Raw genomic sequence first — 19897 nt, 5'->3', positions numbered from 1 at the left:
AGAACACCAGCCCACCCTATCTACGTCCCCTGATCCCACCGGAGGCGAGGTCGGTCGACACCAACCCGGTGATCGTTTCCGGTCACAGCACTAGCGTCTTCGCCATGACCGAAACCAAGGTTCTGATCTCGGGTGCGGGCGTCGCCGGGCTCGCGCTGGCCCATCTGCTGCACCGCGACGGCTATCGGGTGACCGTCGTCGAGCGCGCCCCCGCCGTGCGTGGCGGCGGTTACGCCATCGACTTCCGTGGCGCCGCCTTCGAGGTCCTGGACGAACTCGGGATCCTCGCCGAAGTGCGCGAGCTCGACACCGCGATGCGCGGCACCACACTGGTCGATGAGGCGGGGGTCGAGAGCGGACGGCTGCCCGCCGAGGCGTTCGCGGGTGAACTGGAGGTCCCCAAAGGCGACTTCACGCGGGTTCTGCACCACATCACCGCCGCGGTAGACGGTATTGAGTACCTCTTCGATGACTCGGTCGTGGGGCTGAGCGAGCAACCTGGCGGCGTCGCCGTCGAGTTCGAGACGGCTGCCGCTCGCGAGTTCGACCTGGTCTTCGGTGCCGACGGGGTCTACTCGCGGGTGCGGCGGTTGGCCTTCGAGCCTGATGAGCGGGTGCTGCACCATCTGGGCCTGTCCGGCGTCGGCTTCACCACCGACAACTTCCTGGGGCTGGACCGCGAGGGTGTGCTGCAACTCGCCGGGAACGCCGCGGTCTACCTCTTCAGCGCCGGCGACCCCGAGCGGATCACCGTCAGCCTCTCCTTCGCCACCGACTCGCCCGCGCTGGACCGGCGCGGCCCCGAAGTGCAGCAGGCCGCGGTGCGCGCAGCCTTCGCCGGCCGCGGCTGGCACGTCCCCCGCCTGCTCGACGCCATGGCCCGGGCCGAGGACTTCTTCTTCGCCTCCACCTGCCAGGTCCAGCTCGACCGTTGGGCCAGCGGCCGGATCGCCCTGCTCGGTGACGCCGGATATTGCGCCGCCCCCACCGCGGGCATGGGCACCTCCCAAGCCCTGCTCGGGGCCCGCTCGTTGGCCCGTAACCTGTCCGCCGCCGACGGCGACCACCGCGCCGCCTTCGCCGCCTACGAGACCGAACTGCGCCCCTACGTCACGGAGAACCAGAGCAAGGGCCGGGAAGCCGTGGCTCTGTTCGGCGGCCGCGCAGAGCAAGGGTGAGGGAGCGCGGGGCGCCCGATGCCGGCCTCCTACCGGCACACCCCATCCGCCGGCAGGCCCGGGAGGAGGCGGGACCAGCGTTGGGTGTCGATCACGGCGCAGGTGCGGCGGGCGACGTCGGTGGCGTCGATGTCCCAAAGGTGGGCGGTGCGGTCGCTGTTGACGGTGGCCAGGGTGCGGCCGTCGGGGGAGAACCAGGCACCCGTGAGGGGGATCGTCGATCCGGTCAGGACGCCGGCGGGGCGTTGGGAGCGCACGTCCCACAGGCGCGCGGTGTGGTCGGCGGCGGTGGTCACCAGGGTGCGCCCGTCGGGGCTGAAGGCCAGGCCGTAGACGGAGTTGGTGTGGCCGGCGAGGGTGCCCTCGGGGTGGCCGGAGGGCACCTCCCACAGGCGTGCGGTGTGGTCCATGGAGACGCTGCCCAGCGTCCGGTCGTCGGGGCTGAAGGCGAGGGCGTTGACCGTGTTGGTGTGGCCGGTGAGGGTGGCCAGCCGGCGCCGGGTGGCCGTGTCCCAGAGGCGGGCGGTGCCGTCGGAGCCGGCGGTGGCCAGCAGGCGGCCGTCCGCGCTGAGCGCCAGCGCACTGACCGGGCCGGGGATGCCGGTGAGCGTCGCCGTCCTCCGACGGGTGGTCGTGTCCCAGAGGCGGGCGGTGTCGTCGGCGCCGACGGCGGCCACGTAGCGGGCGTCCGCGCTGAGTGCCAACGCCCTTACGCTGCCGGGCGGTTGGGGTAGTGCCGCGGTCGGTTTTCCGGCGGTGAGGTCCCAGACGCGGACGGTGTGGTCGGCGTCGGCGGTGGCCAGGGTGCGGCCGTCGGGTGTGCTCGCCACCACCTGCGCGGGATCGGTGCCGGGCGTGAGGGCGGGGCGGCCGCCGCGCGTCCACTGCGCCACCGCGTCACCCTGGTCGAACGTGGCCCGCCGCCGGCCGGTGGACGCGAACGCCGTCGTCGTCACCACCCCCGCACGGCCGTTGAGAACACCGGTCTGCCGTTGGTCGCGCACGTCCCACAGGTGCGCCTTGTAGTCGGTCTCCGCGCCGGCGAGCGTGCGGCCGTCGGGGGCGAACGCCACGGCGAACACGGTCGAGTTGGTGGACAGCACGCCGGTCGTGGTGTGCGCGGCCGGGTCCCACAGCCGGACGGTGTGGTCGTTGCTGGCGGTCGCCAGCGTCCGGCCGTCCGGTGCGAACGCCACGCCCTCCACCTTGCCGCTGTGGCCGGTGAGGGTGGCGGTCTGCCGGTGCGTGGCCGCGTCCCACAGGCGTGCGGTGTGGTCGTCGCTGGAGGTGGCGAGGGCGCGGCCGTCGGGGGAGAAGGCGACGCCGGTCACCGCGTCGGTGTGGCCGGTGAGGGTGGCGGTCGTCTTATGGGTGGTGGTGTCCCAGAGGCGGGTGGTGCGGTCGCTGCTGGAGGTGGCGAGGGCGCGGCCGTCGGGGGAGAAGGCCACCGCGTTCACGGCCGCCTTGTGGCCGGTCAGCGTGGCCCGCACCCGGTGGGACGCCACGTCCCACAGGCGCACCGTGTGATCGCTGCTGGCGCTCGCGAGCGTGCGGCCGTCGGGGCTGAAGGCCACCGCGGTCACGGTGTTGGCGTGGCCGAGGAGGGTCGCGGTGGTGCGCCGGGAGGACAGGTCCCACAGCTTGACGCTGTGGTCGTTGCTGGCGGTGGCCAGCGTGCGGCCGTCGGGGCTGATCGCCAGGCCGTTGACGGCATCGGTGTGACCGGGCAGCGTGGCGAGCAGCCGGTGGGTGGCCGGGGCCCACAGCTTGACGGTGTGGTCGTTGCTCCCGGTGGCCAGCACGCGACCGTCGGGGGAGAACGCCACCGCGTCGACGGCACCGGTGTGGCCGGTGAGTTGGTTGGTGTAGTACCGGGCGTAGGCGCTGAGCAGGCTGCTGCGCGCCTCGGCCGTGCGGGCCTGCCGGTACCCCTGGAGGGCCACGATCATGGCGGCCTCGGGGCGCTGCACGGCCAAGTTGTCGGCGCGCGCCGCCAGTTCGCGGGAGATCGCGGTGCTCCGTTGCGTCTCGGCGGCGCTGCGCTGCCACAGGGCCACGGTGGTGGAGACCAGGGCGAGGGCCAGCAGCAGGCTGAGCGTGGCGATCACGCCGCGGGTGCCGCGCACCCGGCGCCGGTCCGCGGCGACGCTGGCGGCCAGGAACGCGTCCTCCAGGTCGTTGAGCGCCGCGGGCTCGCCCTCGGCCCAGGCGCGGGCGGTGCTCAACTGGCTGCCGCGGTACAACGCCCCCTTGTCGCGGCCGAATTCCTGCCAGGTGTGGGCGGCCGTGGTGAGCTGCCGGTGGGTGCGCAGGGCCTCGCGGTCGCGGGTGAGCCAACCCTGCAACCGGGGCCAGGCGCGGATGACGGCCTCGTGGGCGACCTCGACGGTGTCGTCGGCCAGCACGATCAGGCGGGCGGCGGAGAGCCGGTGCAGCAGCGCGTCCAGGACGGCGGGCTCGGCCAGCCCGTCGAGCTCCGCCCGCCGCACCCGGCGCCGGGTGTCCTCGGTGCCCTCGCCCAGGGCGGTGAGACGGACGAACAGCGCGCGCAGGGCCGCCTGTTGACGGGCCGGCACGGTGGCGTACAACTGCTCCGCGGTCTGTGCGATGGCGCCACGGATGCCGCCGCTCGCCCGGTAGTCGGCCAGCCGTAGGGTGGTTCCTTCGTGGCGCCGCCACACCTCGCGCATGGCGTGCGCCACCAACGGCAGGGCGCCGGGCTGGCCCCCGGCATCGGCCAGCACCGCCTCGACGAGGCCGGGCTCCACGCTCGCCCCGGCCGCCGCGGCGGGCTGGGTGATGATGTCCCGCAACTCGCTGCGCGTGGGCGGGCCGACGAGGAGCCGCGCGCCGGTGCGCAGGACGGACATCAGCGCCTCGTGGGCGCAGCAGTGCGCGAGGAAGTCGGTGCGGACCGCGATCACCGTGCGGAGGTGCGGGGTGCTTCCACGGCATAACTCGGCCACCGCCGCCAGGAACGCGTCCCGCTCGCCCTCGTCCTCGCACAGCGTGAAGGTCTCCTCGAACTGGTCGATCACCACCAGGACGTGCTCGTCCTCCGGCCGCCCGGCCAGCCAGGTGCGGAGCGCCAGCGCCGACGCCGCCGGGTCGTCGGCCAGTTGACGACCGAGCCGCTCCGCCTCGCCGCCGGTCAGCCGCGCAACGGCGGCGGCCAGCGCCGACAGCGGCCCGGCGCCGGGCACCAGCATCAGCGCATGACGGCCGTCGACCGGCTCCGGCAGCACCCCGGCCCGCAGCACCGAGGACTTTCCGCAGCCGGATGCCCCCACCACGGCCACCAACGGCTCGCTCTCCGCCCGCAGCAGCACCTCCTTCACCAGCTCCGCCCGGCCGAAGAACACCCCGGCGTCCGCCGCCGTCAACGCGGCCAGCCCCGGATACGGGCAGTGGGCCTCCTCCCCGTCCGCATCCCGGTCGGCGTCCCACTCCGCGGCCGCGGCCCGCCACCGCGTCTCCCACTCCGCGGCGTCGCCCCCGCACGCCCGCGCGTACGCCACGGCGACCGGTAACGACGGCAGCCGCTCGCCCTTGGCCGCCTCCGCCAAGGTGCTCGCCGCGAAGTGCGCCCGCTTGGCCAACACCCGATAGCTCGGCGTCCCGGCCTCCCGCCGTAACTGCCGCAGCTCCCACGCCAGCCGCTGGATGGGACCCGCGTCCGGATCGACCGGCCGCTCCGGCCTTCCCAGCCGACCCCCTTGCGAACCTGTCACCTCAACCTCCCCCGATCGCCTGCCCGTTCCGCCCGCACCATTGAACGACTTGTCTGTCCTGTGCGAGCAGGACTTTCGGACAATACCCGGCCGCCCCAAGGTCGATGTCAGCGATCGGCCCGCGGCACGTCCGCCGCGCCGACCGCCGAGAAAAACCGAACCGACACCACGGAAAACCGAACGGACAACCGGCCCCATCCGGGGGCCGGTCCGAACAATCCGAACAAGGGGGCGACCATGACGTTCGCGAAGTACAAGGTTCCGGCGGCGCTCGCACTGGCGGGCATCGGCCTTGTGGGGATGGCCCAGACGGCGACCGCCAACGACCTCACCGTCTACACCCACGACAACTCCGGCCACGCCAAGTGGTTCGAGGCCAAGCACGAGATCGGGGTCTGCGACGACAAGGCCGACGGCTGGGGGACGCGCGGCTACATCTACCGGCCCAAGCACGGCGACCCCGGCAACGGCACCGTGCTGCTGAAGGTGAACGACCCCAGCGCCAAGGGCCACTGCGGCTGGGGCCGCCTGCCGCAGTCGCCGGCCGGCCACCTCAACATCAAGGTGTGCAGCTACAAGGGCGCCAAGATCGAGGACTGCACCTGGGCCCCGATCCGCTGACCGTGCCACGGCGCGGGGCCGGGCCGCACACCCGGCCCGGCCCCGCCCAACACCTCACCACTTCACCACCTCTCCACGTCACCACCTCTCCACGTCACCACCGCACCAAGAGATCGGACCCGCACATGACACGAGCCCTACGGTGCGCCGCGACGGCACTGCTGGCGCTCGGCGCCGCGCTGCTGCCGGCCACCGGCACCCAGGCCGCACCGCACGCGCCCGGCGGCAATCCGGGGCCACTGGTCCCGCTGACCTCCGCGGCCGAGCGCGCCAAACTGACGCTCACCGAGCACCGGGTGAGCCCACACACGCTGTCGACGCTGGACGGACTGCTGCCGCACGCGAGCGTGCACTCCGTCCTGAACAGCGCCAACCACCGCATGCGCAACGCGGCGGACTGCGCGCACACGGAGGTGGCCGCGCTGCCCCTGGCCCCCAAGGCCGCGGCCGCGTACTGCTGGGACCACGGCGACGCCACCACCCAGGACTGGCTGCCACAATCGGTCACCACCTCCGACGGCGCGACCGGCAACGGCACCTGGGGCCCGGACAAGGTGATCCTGTCCGGCTGGACGCACAACGCCGCCAAGGGCCCCGCGCGCGACGCCGGACTGGCCCGCGTGGCCTTCGTCAACGCGAACAACCCCAAGGCCCTCAGCTACCGTTGGGCGCTGCTGGCCGTCCCGACCGACGGCGGCCACAACTTCGCCAAACTCGGCTCCCACCTGGGCGGCATGGCCTGGTACGGGGACAAGCTGATCGTCACCGCCTCCAACGGCGACGCCCACCACAACGCCCTGTACGTGTTCTCGATGAAGCACCTCCTGCGGGCCACCGTGAACAACCCGGCGATCGGCAAGGTGTCCGGCGGCTACGCGGCACACGGCCTCCAGTACGTCATGCCCGCCATCGGCTCCTACCGCCTCAACTCCGCCTGCGATTCCTCCACCAGCCGCGGGGCGCCCTGCTTCGCCTCGGTGTCCCTGGACCGCAGCGGCAGCCGGCCCAGCATCGTCGCCAACGAGTGGTTCTCCTCGGGCGGCAACCAGCCGGCCCGCCTCTTCCGCTACCGCCTCGCCGCCCCCAACAGCGCCGCGCCCCTCGCCACGGACGGCAAGGGCCACGCACCGGCGGCCGAGGCGTACCGCACCGCGGCGGTCGGCCTCCAGGGCGCCGTTGCGCACCAGGGCGTGTGGTACGCCGCCGACGCCCGCGGCGGCCGCGGCCAACACGGCATCATGTGGCGCCTGACCACCCACGGCGCGACCTCCGCCCACGACTGCGGCTCCGACCGCCCGCAGGCGTGCTGGGCACAGCACTCCGAGGGCATGGCCCTCTCCGGCCGGACCGGCCAACTGTGGTCGCTGACCGAATGGGCGGCCGCCGCCGACGCCAAGTGGCACCCGCCGGCCATCCCGGAACGGGTCCTGTTCTCGGTCCCGTTGACGTCCCTGGACAACTGACCCCGTCGACGTCCCGGAACAACTGACTCCGTCGGCGTCCCGAAACGACTGCCCCCACCAGACCGGCCGGGTGGCTCTGCCACGGGGGGAGAGCCGCCCGGCCTACGCGTGCCGGGAGCGGGCCCTCGCGGGCCGGCGCCTCGTCGCGCGGCGCTGAAACACCACAGTCCGATCAAACCCGATCAGTCCGATCAAGTCCGATCAAGGAGGAAACACCATGCCGGGAGCATTCCGTAAGGCAGCGGTCATGGTTGCGTCCGTCGCGGCGCTGACCGCAGCCGGCACCATGCCGGCGACCGCGCAGCCCGCCTCCCACAACACCCCTTCCCCAGCGCTGACTTCGCGCCCGCACGACTACGTCGCCAACGCCAAGCGGATCAGCGGCACCCCGTGGGACCTGCCGAGGGACTGCACCATCGTCACCCTTCACGGGGGCAAGGTCCTGGGCCAGGCATGCTCGCGGTCCGGCCGGTTCTGGGTCCGCGACCTGGCCAGGGACGGCTACCACGTCGAGGCACGCGCCTTCTACATGGGCAACACCGCAGGCGACTTCTTCGACTGCAAGGACTACGCCGGCGTCGCCGGCGGCTGGACGATCTGCGACTTCCGGAAACACGTCCACCACGGCCAGCGCCTGGACTTCACCGTGGACGTGTACGCGGGTAACACCCTGAAGAAGCAGGGCCTCTCCATCACACCGGTCACCTGACGCGCGCCCGAGGACGCCCCGGCCCTGGCCGCCAACAGACGGGCAGGGCCGGGGCGTTCTGCGGTGAACGGAGCTGGCACATTGCCCACGTCTAAGGGTCGACCCCGAGCGCAGGGATCGGACCACTGCAGGGAAGGCTGTTGGCCGGCGACCAAACAGAGAGGCGAAGGGCCGTCCTGCGGTGCGACATGGAGCCCCGCAGGCCAACCCTCGACCCGCGCATGAACGGCAAGGGCGTCGACTGGCGGCTCCCGCTGCCGGGAGCCCGTATGCATCTTCCGCTCCCGCGCGTACCGAAGGCGGACGTGCCTGCCTGGCGACCCGCCTGGCTGCCCCCTAGCGTCGGAACAGGCCCGTCGGGAATGGACGGACGGGAAGAGGCTGGGCGCGCTGCCCTTCGCACGTCGGTGCGCCCAGCCGCCCCTCCCCAGGCGTCACGCCACGGCCTTCCTCTTCCGCCCGCACGGAATCTGTCGCACCGCACGCCGCAATGTCGAGATGCGCCACGCCCGGCCCGGTGAATGGCCCGCTCGCGCCGCCCGGAGCAAGGTCGCGGTGACAACCACAGGCAGCCGTGACAGGGGATTGACTACCTTGGGGCTGACCACGTGGAACGCTGACGGGCAGGGAGGGACAGGACCTTGAACTACCGCACATCAACCGGGAATTCGGCGCGGCGTCGTGGGACGTACGGCGTCGACGCCCCCTACGTTCCGGCGCTGTACGGGGTGGTGGGCTTGGGGCTGTTGGGTTGGGGGTTGGTCTCCCTGGCCGTCGATGGCCTGGCCCCTGCGCCCTGGGCGGTCCTCGCCGGCTGCGTGGCGCTCGCCGCCGCGGCACTCTTCCTCTACGTGACCCGGCGCGGCAAGTTCCTCGTCTGGGAGAAGCTCCTCGACGAACTGGCGCTCCGTGGGGACGAGCAGATCCTCGACCTGGGCTGCGGGCGCGGGGCGGTGCTTCTGGCGGCCGCCCGCCGCATACCCGACGGCCGGGCCCACGGCGTCGACCTGTGGCGCAGTCAGGACCAGAGCGGCAACCACCCCGCCGTCACCGAACGCAACGCACAGGCAGAAGGCGTCGCCGACCGCATCGAGCTCCACACGGCCGATATGACCCAACTCCCCTTCGAGGACGGTCGTTTCGACCTCGTGATCAGCAGCCTGGCGATCCACAACATCTCCGATCCGGCCGGCCGCGCCTCGGCGGTCGAGGAGGCGGTGCGCGTGCTCAGGCCCGGCGGCCGCCTCGTCATCGTCGATCTCCGCAACGCCCGTCAGTACGGCGCTCATCTGCAACGACTCGGGTTGTCCGGCGTGACCTGCCGAGGTGCGGGGGCACGCATGTGGTGGAGCGGTCCCTGGGTTCCCACCATGGTTGTCTCGGCCACCAAGCCGAGCTGAGCGCCGCCGAGCCTGGGGCCGTCGGGACGGAATGAGTCTCCGTCGGCCGGCGACCGTGCCCGCTATGAGCGCAGCGCCAGGCGCGTCGACCGCGTTCGCCCACGGGCCAGCGTCCCTGCGGCCTAGAAGTGCTTCCCGCATGCGATCCGCGAGCCACTCGGCTTGATCGGTACGCGCCGCGACGACCGTCACTTGGTAGACGAGGTGAGCGTCCTCCGACCTGTCCGCCAGCGGCGCCCCTCCAACCGGGCCGCCCAGCGGGTGCAGCACCGTGTACGTCAGCGACGCCGGCCCCCTCCCTCGGCTCGTCGGTGGAGGCAGACGAACACCAGCGCAGCGGCGGCTCGCCAGCCCCGAGCTGGGGAGTGGGCCAAGGAAGAAGCAACAAGCTGCTCTATGCGGAGCAGCGGTCTGGTTGTTCAGGAGAACATCACGCGGTAGTTCTGGTAGCCGTGGCCGACGTTCCGCTTCGGCTCAAAGGGGGCCGCTGGGTTTCCGGTGCCCTTGTAGAAGTAGAGGTCGCCGTTGGGCTGACGGGCGATGAGGTCGGCTTTCCCGTCGAGGTCCATGTCGCCTGTGGCAACCAGGGCGTCGTAGGCGTTCCAGCCGCTCCCGATCTTCGTACGTGTCGCGAAGGGGGCATCGGGGTCTCCGGTGCCCTGGTAGAGCCAGAGGACTCCGGAGGTGTCGCGGGCGACGATGTCGGGCCAGCCGTCTCCGGTGAGATCGCCCTTGCCGACTATCTGCGTGTATGCGTCCCAGCCGCCGCCGACCTTGCGGCGGGCGGTGAGGGTGCCGTCGCCGTTGCCCAAGTACAGCCACAGGACGCCGGACGAGTCTCGGCCGAGTACGTCGTAGCCGGGGGCGCCGCCGAGGTTGCCTGGTGAGAAGACGGTGTCGTAGATGTTCCAGCCGCCTCCGACGTATCCGTAGCTACTCGACATGCCGCCGTCGGTCGTCCAGACCCAGGTGTCGTCGGCGACACCGTCCCCGTCGTCGTCGGCGCTGCTGGCTGTCCGTACGTTGCCGTAGTCGGTGGCGAGGAGTTCGCGAGGGGCAAGGACCTGGGAGTTGTCGGGCGCGTAGGAGTAGAGGTTGCCCTGGGTGTCGATGGCGAACATGCCGAAGACCGCAGCCCGTGATGCGGACGCCTGGGGCGAGCGGGGCTGCGCCGGAGCTGCGTCGCGGGCTGCCTTCGTGATCTGGGAGGCGTCGGGTGCCTCGGTCGATGTGGCGGTGTCCGCTGATGCGGCACTGCCCGTGGTGGCGATCAGGGCTGCGACCACGAGCGTGACCGTAAGCCGCGAGAGCAGCCTGTCGTGGCGGTAGTTGGCGAGGCCAGGCATGGGATCTCCCGTGAACTGGATCGAAAACGCAGGTGATGGTCGGCGTTGGCGGACTGCCGCGGATCGTGGCTGCCCGAATTCTCCGGTTCATTGCGAACGAGCAGTACATCCAGTGCATATGACTGCGAGTCATATCAGGAAGGTCGCGTGATCACTGTGGGAGTTGGCCGCCTCACGGATCTTGCCACATGTACATGCCGTGCGCCTAGTGTGTGCACCCTGTGATGTATCAGTGAAGATCAAGTCTGTTGATGCGGCCCGATGTCCGTCTCGTGTCAGTTCGCCCTGCCGCCAACTCGGCGCCAGCGCCCGTGAACTGAGGGGACTCGTGTCAGGCCCATGCTCATTCGTGCCGCCGGCGGCGGCACGCGGAAGGAGCCGAGTTGCCCCGCAGGACTTCGCCAAGTGGGCTAAGAAAACGAAGACTTATACGCCTCGCTCCGGCGCTGACGCCAGTCACCGCGCTGGTTCTGGTAGCCGGGCTTGCCCTTCAACCGGGACCTCTGACACCGAAACAGAGCGACCGCACCAGCAAGGTCAGTGACTCCTACGACTGGCAGGAGGACACCGCGGCTGAGCGGCTGCGGCAAGACCAGTGCCTGATGAACGACGTGCTGCGGCTAGGCGGAACGTCGATGGCAGCGGTAGCCCAGGACGGCCTCAACCAGCCCCCGGACAAGCTGCACGTCCTAGCCAATCGTGAGCATTGGGGGGACACTCCACTTGGCCATGCCTACGGCAGTGACAAGGACACCGCCCTCAAGGCCATAAACGACCTCAGCGCCTTAGCCACGGGATGGCAGACGCCCCTGGAGGGCCTGGAAACGCCAGGCGGTTTCACGGACTCCGACTTCCACTGGCCGCCCGGTTCCCCAGGCGACGGGAAGAAGGACTTCTACGCTCAGACCGGCCTCGGGCAGTGGTACGCCGGCCACTTCTGGCAGCAAGAGGACACGTTCTACGACGACCCCACGGCGTCCGCCGACAAAGCCACGAGGGACGCGGTGGCGGCCCAGGGCGGCCCGCTGTACGCCAACGACCCGGACCCGAGCCTGCCTCGGGATGAGTGGAACCGTGCCCTGGCCGAGCACGACGCGTACGACTACCTGCTGAACCAGACGGTAGAGCCGATGGGCGCCGACAACGCCCGGATCTTCCTGGAATCGGGAGGCTTCCCCAAGTCGGCGCCGGACCCGGACACTGCCGAGTTCCGCATCGCCGTCGAGAACCTCAAGAACCGCTTCGCCGCATGCACATGGCGCGATCCGATCGACCCCGACAAGGTCCTCGGCAACGAAGTGAGCACCGCGGCCGAGGAGTGGCAGCAGGAGATCACCTCGCAGGCCACACAGCGCAACCAGATTCTGGACGCCAACACCAACGCGGCCAAGGCCCTTGTTTCCGGAGCCAAGATCCTGGGCAACATGCTGGGCAACTCCTGGGTGGCCGACCATGTCGCCAGATGGCAGTCCTACTGGTCACCCGGCGGGGCTGGCAGCAGCAAACCCACCAAGCCCGACGCGGCGCAGTTCGACAAGGCCAAGAAGAGCCTGGCCAGTGCCCAGTCAGTGACGAAATCTCAGCTGATCCTGTTGAAGCAACAGGCAGCCGCGGCAAAGCGGGCCGTCACCACCACCGACACCGCCGAACAGGCCGCCTACACCATCGCCGACACCAACGGAGCCCCGCGCGGGCGCGGGTTGCTGGTCGCCCAGCAAAAGGCACAGGTCACCCACGGCACGGCAGCCGCACTGGACGCCATGGTCATCGCCGCGCAGACCGCCGAGGCCGCCACGCACGCTTCGGCCTCCGACAGCGCGACGATCGCGCAGCGCGCGCTGGCACAAGCCGCCCAGTCGAAGGCGGAGTTCCGCAAAGAGGCAGCACAGTTCGCCGAGCAGCAGGCCAAAGCCTCCGCCGCCTCCGCCAAGGAACACCGCGACAACGCGAAAAAGGACAAAGAGACCGCTGAAAGCAAGCTGCAGGAGGCCCTCAAGGCCGAGGCCGACGCCAAGGCCGCCGCGGCCGATGCGCACGCCAAGCGACTGACAGCGGAGGCCGAAGAAAAGACCGCCAAGGCACAGAAGGAGAGAGCCGACGCTAAGAAGGCGGAAGCCGCCGAGCACAAACGCAACGCCCAGGGCTACCAGTCCACAGCGGAAGAAGCCAAGAAGAAGGCCGACGCTGCGGCCACCACCGCCTCCCAAAAACGTCAAGCAGCGGAGGCAGCCCGCGACAACGCCAAGGCCAAGCGGGATGACGCCTGGGACGCCGAACAGAAGGCGGATGCCGCACGCGCGAAAGCGGACGCCAAGGATGCCTACGCCGACGCGCACGACGCCGACGACAATGCCACCGAGGCCCGCGCCGCAGCCGACGCCGCAGACCACGCAGCCGACACCGCCGAATCAGCGGCCAAGTCGGCACGCGGTGAAGCTAACGCGGCCACGCAGGCCGCAGCGGACGCCGATGCCGCGGCCACTCGCGCCGAAGCCGCCGCAACCAGGGCCCGAGCTGCTTCCGACGCGGCCCAGGCCGACAAACTCAAGGCCGACGCCGCGGTAAGGACAGCCACCAGCGCCGCCGCGGACGCCATCACCGCATCCCAGCACGCCGCCGCCGAGGCCAACGCCGCCGTCAAGGACGCCGACGAGGCCGAACAGCACGCCAAAGACGCCAAGTCCCATGCTGACGAGGCGCAGAAGGAGACCAACAAAGCCCGGGCAGCAGCGGCAAAGGCCGCCGGCTTCGCTTATGCCACCGCCCAGGCAGCCGCCGACGCCCGTCAGGCGGCAGCACAGGTCGCCAAGCCGGCCAACGACGCCATCCAACTGGGCTCGCCCTACATCACCACCGACTCCGCTGCCCCGCTGGTCGTGCTCTCCGGCCAGGGTTCGAAGACCATCGCCGAGCAACAGGCCGCTGTGGCCGAAGCGCACGCCAAGAACGCCAAGAAGGAAGCAGCCCTCGCCCAAAGCCTCGCCGACAAGGCCGCCGAAGACACCAAGGCCGCCTACCAAAGCGCCGCCAACGCCGCCAACTACGCATCAGAAGCACGCGGTTATGCCAACGAGGCACTCAATTACGCGGCCGACGCCGCTGACGCCGCGTCCAAGGCCGCGCAATCACTGACACGCACGCTCGCATACGACCGGCAGGCCACCGAGGACGCCGCAGCGGCCGACGCGGCAGCCGGCCGGGCCGAGGGCTACGCCAAGGACGCCCGCGACTCCGCCGACGAAGCGGCCCTCGACGCCGAAGCGGCCCGCCAGGCCGCCGACGCAGCAGAACAGGCCGCCAACGAGGCCCGCGCGTCAGCCAATCGAGCCGACGCGGACGCCACCGCCGCCGAAGAAGCAGCCAAGGACGCTCAAAAGCACGCGGAATCCGCGCAGCAGGCAGCCGAACAGACCGAGCGTGGAGACGCGAACAAGCAGGTCTCGACGGGCGCCGGAACCGGCGTCGACCGCGTCTTCTACGTCGTCGACAAGGTCACGGAGGCGGGACCGGCCAAGCAACTCAACCAGTGCGACTACGTGCCTCAGGGTTGCACCGTGACGTACGAGCTACACCTCGATGTCACGGTCAGCTACTACTACTGCCTCAATCCCGCCGTCCCCGCCACTGAGGCCGGCTGCCCGCAGCCGGACACATTGTTCCTCGGCACGGAGACGCTCAAGAACCAGACGAACAACTGGACCCACCACTTCAGCTTCGGTGACATCACCCGGATTGGCTGGCAGAACCTCTTCGGAGACAAGGCCGGCGCCGTCCTGTACGAGATCGTGCTGGGTGACGCCGCCCGGTGCTACCACGGCGACAAGTCCAGCTGCGCCTGGGCCGCCGCGGTGCTCGTACCGCCCTCGATGGCCGAGAAACTCGCCGAAGCGGCCAAGCTCGCGATACGGGCCGAACAGGCCATCAAGACCGGCGAGGAATCCGCGCAGGTTCTCGCGGATCTGAAGAAGATCTACGGAGAGAAGGGCGCCGCCCAGGTCGGCGACGCCACGAGCGCGGCGGGCCTGGGGCTGCGTATCGCAGCCGGTGTGGCGGAACGGGCCAAGATCCACCGTTCCGCCGTCGACTCGAAGCTGCTCGAAAGGCTCACGGGCGCCGGGGTGAAGTTCGACAAGACGAACACGATCTGGATCGCCGAGTTCTCCAAGCCCGGTGTGCCCCTAGCCTGGCTGGAGAAGGGCGACGTCAACAGGGGCCTGGTGCATATCGTGTTCCGGCACGCGGGAGAGTTCGCGACCGCGGGAGTCAGGGTGGAGGATATCCCGGCCCTCGTGAAGACGGCACTGACCGAGGGCACGCGGGTCGGCACCCAGGGGGCCAGCAGGGGGATCTACGAGGTCACCTTCCAGGGCAAGACCCAGCGTCTGGCCATTAGCGTGGGCGACAACGGATACGTGATCGGAGCCAATCCCGTATGACAGCCGAACAACCGCGCCCCGTGCTCGTGCAGGCCCGGGGTGAGCCGTCCCCGCTGTACGAGCCCGAGGACCCCGCGGCTTACGACGACCCCGGCGCCTACACCCGCACTGTCCCGCTGGACGACGAGTGGCTGGCCCTCCCGGCCGACCTGGCGGACGCACTGCATGCCTGGTCGCTGTCCCGCCCGGCGGGGGGTTTCACCTCTCGCCCGGACCTGCGCAAGCACGTCAAGCAGGGGCTGGCGACCGCCCAGCGACTAGCCCGGCGGCTCGGGTCGTCTTGGTCCGTGCGCTACTGGGACGAGCGCCACCGGACGGCGAAGTGGCTGTGTTGGGGCTGCGACCGACTGCACTGGGAGCGCGACGACCACGACACGCCCCCGCATCCGGTCGACGTCACGGTCGAGGGCGAGTACGCGTTCGGGCCGCTGCGCTCCGAAGGATTCGGGGACTTCTTCCCGGACGATCCCGCTGCCGCGCTGGACCTGTCCGACAACCTCGTCGCCGACCTGTACACGTGGGCGAAGAGCATCGACACCACGCTGAACCTGGACCTGCGGGACCGGGAGGAGGGCAAGTATGACGCCGAGTGGGAGCGGCTGTTCCAGGAGGGGTTGGACCTGGCGAAGCGGCTCGCACACGAGTTGGGTCCCGCCCGGAGGGTGACCTACAAGGGGCTGGCCCATGGCGGCCTGGCCGCGCTGGCGTCGGTCACCTGGCAGGGGGACCGGCAGATGTAACGCTCGCACTCCATGCACCACTGGGCCCGCACTCACCCGAGTACGGGCCCAGTGAGATTGATGGGCTGTCGCGACAGCCGGAACCCCCGCCCCTCGGCTCGACGGAAGCGCCGGTGCTCTAGGCAGCTCACAACAGAGGTGTGTATCTCGTGCAAGTGCGCGGTGCGCTCTGGGTGCACCTTCACGGCGCTACCTGCGAGGCCCGCAACGAGGTGCCCGCCCTTCCACTCGCCGAGCAGGCGCTCGCCATCTCCGATTGCCTCAACACGGCGGATCGCTACGTCTTCGACGCTTCGGTAGAGACCGCACCACTCCCGCCAGGCGCGGCGCGCAATGGATTCAACGGGCCACTCTCCGCTGACAGATGGCCTAGCTGCGGTGAACCCGAGGGCGGTGTGGTGCTCCATGCCCATTACCTGAGGCCGTAGGTGCGGCTGCGGTGCGAGGCGGCGTCGAGTTCGCCCAACTGTGCTGGAATGGTGGCTAGTTCGCGGTCGGCTGGCATGATGCGACGTCAACGGCCGTGTGGGTCGTGTGGCAGTCACCTTGGAGCTCCCGATGAACGAAGCCGAGTCGCGGCGCGCTGCGCGCCGGTCCGCCTACGCGATGGTGGGGACCCGGCTGTCCCAGTTCGGTGACCAGCGGCTCCGCGATGCGATCGCCGCGGCCCCGTCCCTGGGTGTGGGCATCGGCGGCCGAGCCGGGGAGTTGGACGTCGACGGGGTGCGCGTCTTCGTCAAACGCATCCCGCTGACCGACCTCGAACTGCGCAGGGAACACCTGCGCTCGACCGCCAACCTCTTCGACCTGCCGCTCTGCTACCAGTACGGGATCGGCTCCGCCGGTTTCGGTGCCTGGCGCGAGCTGGCCGCACACCTGCTGACCACCGGATGGGTCCTGACGGGCGCGCACCCCGGCTTTCCCCTGCTGTACCACTGGCGGGTGCTGCCCGACGGCCCGCCGGCAGGCTTCGTCGACGAGTTCGGCGGCATCGACGGGGCGGTCGCCCACTGGGAGGGGGAACCCGCCGTGCGCCGCCGACTGGAGGCCATCGGCCGGGCCTCCGCCAGTCTGGTGCTCTTCCTGGAGCACGTGCCGGGGACCCTCGCCGCCTGGCTCGCCGCCGCTCGTACCACGGCCCGAACCCCCTCGGAGGCCGGCGCGCACTACCAGTGGGTGGAGGACGAACTGGCCCGGGGGGCGGCCTTCTTGAGCTCCCGCGGACTGGTGCACTTTGACGCGCACTTCCGCAACCTGCTGACCGACGGCCGGCAGGTGTACTTCGCGGATTTCGGCCTGGCGCTGAGCCGCGACTTCGCGCTCTCGCCCCAGGAAGCCGCCTTCCTGACGGACCACCTCGGCTACGACCGCTACTACGCCCCCTGGCATCTCCTGCGCCACCACGTCCTTCCCGAGGTGCGCCAGGGCGGTGCGTGCGAGTCCGACCTCAGCCCCGAAGCCTTCCTGCGTGCCTGGTTGGCCGGCCGCCGCCCCGATGTACCGCCGCGGATCGCCGCCCTGATTGACCGGCACGCCCGCACCGCGCTCCTCCTCGACGACTTCCATCGCCGACTGCTCACCCGGAGCAAGCGGACCCCGTTCCCGGCGGCGGACCTGTGGAGGGCCGCGGGCGAGGGGTAGTGGCGGTAGGTCGGCGGGTCCGGGTCGTTCGTCGTGGCGTGGGGTCCGCTCCCGTCACCTCGGTGTGGCGTCCGCGCCGGGCATCGTCGCGTTGATGAGGTCGGCGAGCCGGTGCAACTGCGCGGTGAGTGACCGGCGTTCGTCCGGGGTGAAGTGGGAAAGGGCGCGGGACTGGCGGGCCCGGAGTTCGGTGCGCATGGCTTCCAACCGGTGGGTGCCCTCGTCGGTGAGCCGGACCAGGACCTGGCGCTCGTCGTGTGCGGCGCGGCGCCGGCTGACGACCCCGTTGGCTTCGAGCTGCTTGAGCATGCGGGTGGCGGTGGGGACGCTGACCTCCGCGCCGGCGGCGAGCCTGCCGACCGGCAACCCCTCGCTCCCGTCGTCCGCCGTCAGGGGAGCGAGCAGGGCGAGCTGGGCCGTGGACAGTCCGGTCGCGGACCGGCCGACGGTGGCGGCCCGTGATCGACGCATGGCATAGAACAGCTGGTCAGCGGCGCGTGCCAGCTCCTCCACGCCGTGCTCGTCGGGGGCCGACTCCGGAGCCTGGCCGGTCTGCTGCTTGCTGCTCTCTCGCATGACTGTTAGCTTACTCAATAAATTCATTAGCAAGCTAACCAATGGAGAGAGGGGCGAAGGATCATGGGCTTCCCCGCCCGAATCGACGTTCACCAGCACATCGTCCCGCCCGTCTGGGCCGACGCCCTCGCCGCGCGCGGCCTGGACTCCGGTGGCTGGCCGATCCCGGCCTGGAGCCCGAGCAGCGCGATCGCGATGATGGACCGGCAGGGCATCGCCACCGGCGTGCTCTCGGTCACCTCGCCCGGCGTCCACCTCGACACCGGCGCCGACGCCGACGTCAACGCCCGCACGCTGGCCCGCGCCGTCAACGAGTACGGCGCCGAGGTCGTCAAGGACCATCCCGACCGCTTCGGTCACTTCGCCAGCATCCCGCTGCCCGACGTCGATGCCGCCGTCGCCGAGGCGGTCCACGCGCTCGACACCCTGGGCGCCGACGGGGTCGTGCTGATGTCCAACGTGCACGGCCGTTACCTGGGCGACCCCGACTTCGCGCCCCTCTGGGCCGAGCTCGACCGGCGTCGGGCCACCGTCTTCATCCACCCCGCCCAGCCCCCGATGCCCCTCCTGCCCGGTACTCCCGCCCCGCTCGCCGACTACGTCTTCGACACCACCCGCACCGCCCTCAACCTGGTGCTCAACGGCGTGATGAGCCGCCACCCCGACGTCCGCGTGATCCTCTCCCACGGCGGCGGCTTCCTGCCCTACGCCGCCTACCGCTTCTCGGGACTGGCGCCCCTCGCCACGGACCCCGACCGCCCCTCCGACGAAGTCCTGCGCGACCTCAAGCGCTTCTACTTCGACACCGCACTGGCCGCGAGCCCCAGCGCGCTGCCCGCCCTGCTCGCCTTCGCCGAACCCGGCCACGTCCTCTACGGCAGTGACTGGCCCTTCGCGCCCCAGGAAGCCGGCAGTTACTACAACCACTTCCTGGAGACCTATCCCGACTACGCCCCCGGCCAGGCCGAAGCGATCGACCGCGGCAACGCCGAAGTGCTCTTCCCGCGCCTGGCCCGCTGAGTCAGGAGTCGCGGTCGGCGGCGGCGCGCCCGCTTCGGGAGCGGCGGCCCAAGCTGGCCACGGAGCGCGGTCCGGGCGTTGGCATCAGAGCGGGGGATGGCCCGGCAGGGTGTCCAACACCCCGGCGACGTCGGTGCGTTGGGCGGTCTCCAGCAGGGCTCGGGCCATGGCCGAACCGGGTTCCCGGGCGGTGATCACCAGCGCTATGGAAGTGGTGTGGACGGGCTCCACCAACGGGATTGCCCGCATGCCGTGCGGGACGCCGAAGACGTGCAGCCAGGCATGCGGCACGATGCTGGCCCACTGCCCGGTCCTGACATGGGCGAACAGCGAGGCCACCGAGTCCGTCACGACCCTGGGAACCGGTTGCAGACCGCCGTCGGCGAACACCTCGTCCAGCACCCGCCGCCCCTGCATCCGCCTGGTCAGCAGGCACAACGGCAGGCGGGACGCCTCGGCCCAGGTCGCGGTCGAGCGCCGGGCGAGGTCGTCGGCGACGCCGGTCAGCAGCACATACCGCTCCTCGTAGAGGGGGACCGTGTGGAACTGGTCGGACGTCTCCTCGGGCAGGTAGGTGATCCCGGCGTCGATCTCGAAGTTCTGCAGTTGACGGAGGATGTCGTCCGCGCGCAGGTCCGCCAGCACGTCCACGGTGGCCAGCGGGTGCGCCGCGCAGAACGGCGCGGTGAGCAGCGAGACGGCGCCCGAGGCGGTGGGCACCGAGCCGATCCGCAGGCGCCCGCTCAGGCCCGTGCGCAGGGCGTCCACCTCGCCCTTGAGGGCGTCCCGGTCGGCCAGGATGCGTTGGGCCCACCGCACGATGCGCTCGCCCTCGGGGGTGAGGCCCTCGTAGGTCCGACCGCGCCGGACCAGCAACACGTCCAGTTCCTCCTCCAGTTTGCGCAGTGCCTCGGACAGGGCGGGTTGGGAGACGTAGCAGGACTGGGCGGCGCGGGCGAAGTGCCGCTCCCGGGCGAGTGCCACCAGATATTCGAGTTGGCGGAACAACATCGCACGCTCCCGGGAGTCAGGTGTC

Annotated in this window: 13 protein-coding genes; 9 read left to right on the top strand and 4 right to left on the bottom strand. The window is 70.8% G+C overall.

All coding sequences use genetic code 11. The features are described from left to right. Positions 1-104 precede the first annotated feature (104 nt). Positions 105-1178, top strand: coding sequence for an FAD-dependent monooxygenase (locus tag ACFVFQ_RS36055; RefSeq protein ID WP_383424479.1), 1074 nt, complete (start codon positions 105-107; stop codon positions 1176-1178). A 29-nt stretch (positions 1179-1207) separates the two neighbouring features. Here the strand turns inward: ACFVFQ_RS36055 and ACFVFQ_RS36050 are convergent, their stop codons facing one another. Further along, complete coding sequence (locus tag ACFVFQ_RS36050; protein WP_383424477.1) at positions 1208-4909, bottom strand: hypothetical protein; 3702 nt, start codon at positions 4907-4909, stop codon at positions 1208-1210. 237 nt (positions 4910-5146) lie between these two features. Between ACFVFQ_RS36050 and ACFVFQ_RS36045 the strand changes: the two genes are divergently transcribed. From ACFVFQ_RS36045 to ACFVFQ_RS36030, 4 genes are all read left to right on the top strand, one after another. Next, a complete protein-coding gene (locus ACFVFQ_RS36045) occupies positions 5147-5530 on the top strand; it encodes a hypothetical protein (protein ID WP_383424475.1) in 384 nt (127 codons plus the stop codon). A gap of 125 nt (positions 5531-5655) precedes the next feature. Continuing rightward, entirely contained in the window at positions 5656-6993 is a 1338-nt protein-coding gene (locus ACFVFQ_RS36040; protein WP_383424473.1) for a hypothetical protein, read from the top strand. Positions 6994-7210: 217 nt separating this feature from the next. Next, the gene (locus ACFVFQ_RS36035) at positions 7211-7702 is read left to right on the top strand and encodes a hypothetical protein (protein ID WP_383424469.1); all 492 of its coding nucleotides are present in this window, start codon (positions 7211-7213) and stop codon (positions 7700-7702) included. Positions 7703-8343: 641 nt separating this feature from the next. Further along, entirely contained in the window at positions 8344-9102 is a 759-nt protein-coding gene (locus ACFVFQ_RS36030; protein ID WP_383424467.1) for a class I SAM-dependent methyltransferase, read from the top strand. A 419-nt stretch (positions 9103-9521) separates the two neighbouring features. Here the strand turns inward: ACFVFQ_RS36030 and ACFVFQ_RS36025 are convergent, their stop codons facing one another. Beyond that, positions 9522-10448, bottom strand: a complete 927-nt coding sequence (locus ACFVFQ_RS36025) for an FG-GAP-like repeat-containing protein (RefSeq protein WP_383424465.1) — start codon at positions 10446-10448, stop codon at positions 9522-9524. A 602-nt stretch (positions 10449-11050) separates the two neighbouring features. Here ACFVFQ_RS36025 and ACFVFQ_RS36020 point away from each other — a divergent pair. The 3 genes from ACFVFQ_RS36020 (at position 11051) to ACFVFQ_RS36010 (ending at position 17265) form a co-directional block, all read left to right on the top strand. Further along, positions 11051-14884 (top strand): virulence factor, encoded by a 3834-nt coding sequence (locus tag ACFVFQ_RS36020; protein ID WP_383424463.1) that lies wholly within the window; start codon positions 11051-11053, stop codon positions 14882-14884. Further along, positions 14881-15624 carry a hypothetical protein gene (locus tag ACFVFQ_RS36015; RefSeq protein ID WP_383424461.1) on the top strand — a complete coding sequence of 248 codons (744 nt, stop codon included), beginning with the start codon at positions 14881-14883 and terminating at the stop codon, positions 15622-15624. The genes ACFVFQ_RS36020 and ACFVFQ_RS36015 overlap by 4 nt, the downstream gene beginning before the upstream one ends. Before the next feature lie 558 nt (positions 15625-16182). Continuing rightward, positions 16183-17265, top strand: a complete 1083-nt coding sequence (locus ACFVFQ_RS36010; protein ID WP_383424459.1) for a protein kinase family protein — start codon at positions 16183-16185, stop codon at positions 17263-17265. A gap of 54 nt (positions 17266-17319) precedes the next feature. On the opposite strand, the gene ACFVFQ_RS36005 is transcribed toward ACFVFQ_RS36010, so the two are convergent. Continuing rightward, complete coding sequence (locus ACFVFQ_RS36005; RefSeq protein ID WP_383424457.1) at positions 17320-17841, bottom strand: MarR family winged helix-turn-helix transcriptional regulator; 522 nt, start codon at positions 17839-17841, stop codon at positions 17320-17322. A gap of 63 nt (positions 17842-17904) precedes the next feature. Here ACFVFQ_RS36005 and ACFVFQ_RS36000 point away from each other — a divergent pair, with 63 nt between their 5' ends. Then, positions 17905-18861, top strand: a complete 957-nt coding sequence (locus ACFVFQ_RS36000) for an amidohydrolase family protein (RefSeq protein WP_383424455.1) — start codon at positions 17905-17907, stop codon at positions 18859-18861. 84 nt (positions 18862-18945) lie between these two features. On the opposite strand, the gene ACFVFQ_RS35995 is transcribed toward ACFVFQ_RS36000, so the two are convergent. Next, the gene (locus tag ACFVFQ_RS35995) at positions 18946-19872 is read right to left on the bottom strand and encodes a LysR family transcriptional regulator (RefSeq protein ID WP_383424453.1); all 927 of its coding nucleotides are present in this window, start codon (positions 19870-19872) and stop codon (positions 18946-18948) included. Positions 19873-19897 lie beyond the last annotated feature (25 nt).

The sequence above is a fragment of the Streptomyces sp. NPDC057743 genome (assembly GCF_042798755.1).
Lineage (GTDB): Bacteria > Actinomycetota > Actinomycetes > Streptomycetales > Streptomycetaceae > Streptomyces.
Note: the sequence above shows the minus strand (reverse complement) of the source record. Positions and strands in the feature narration are given on the sequence as shown.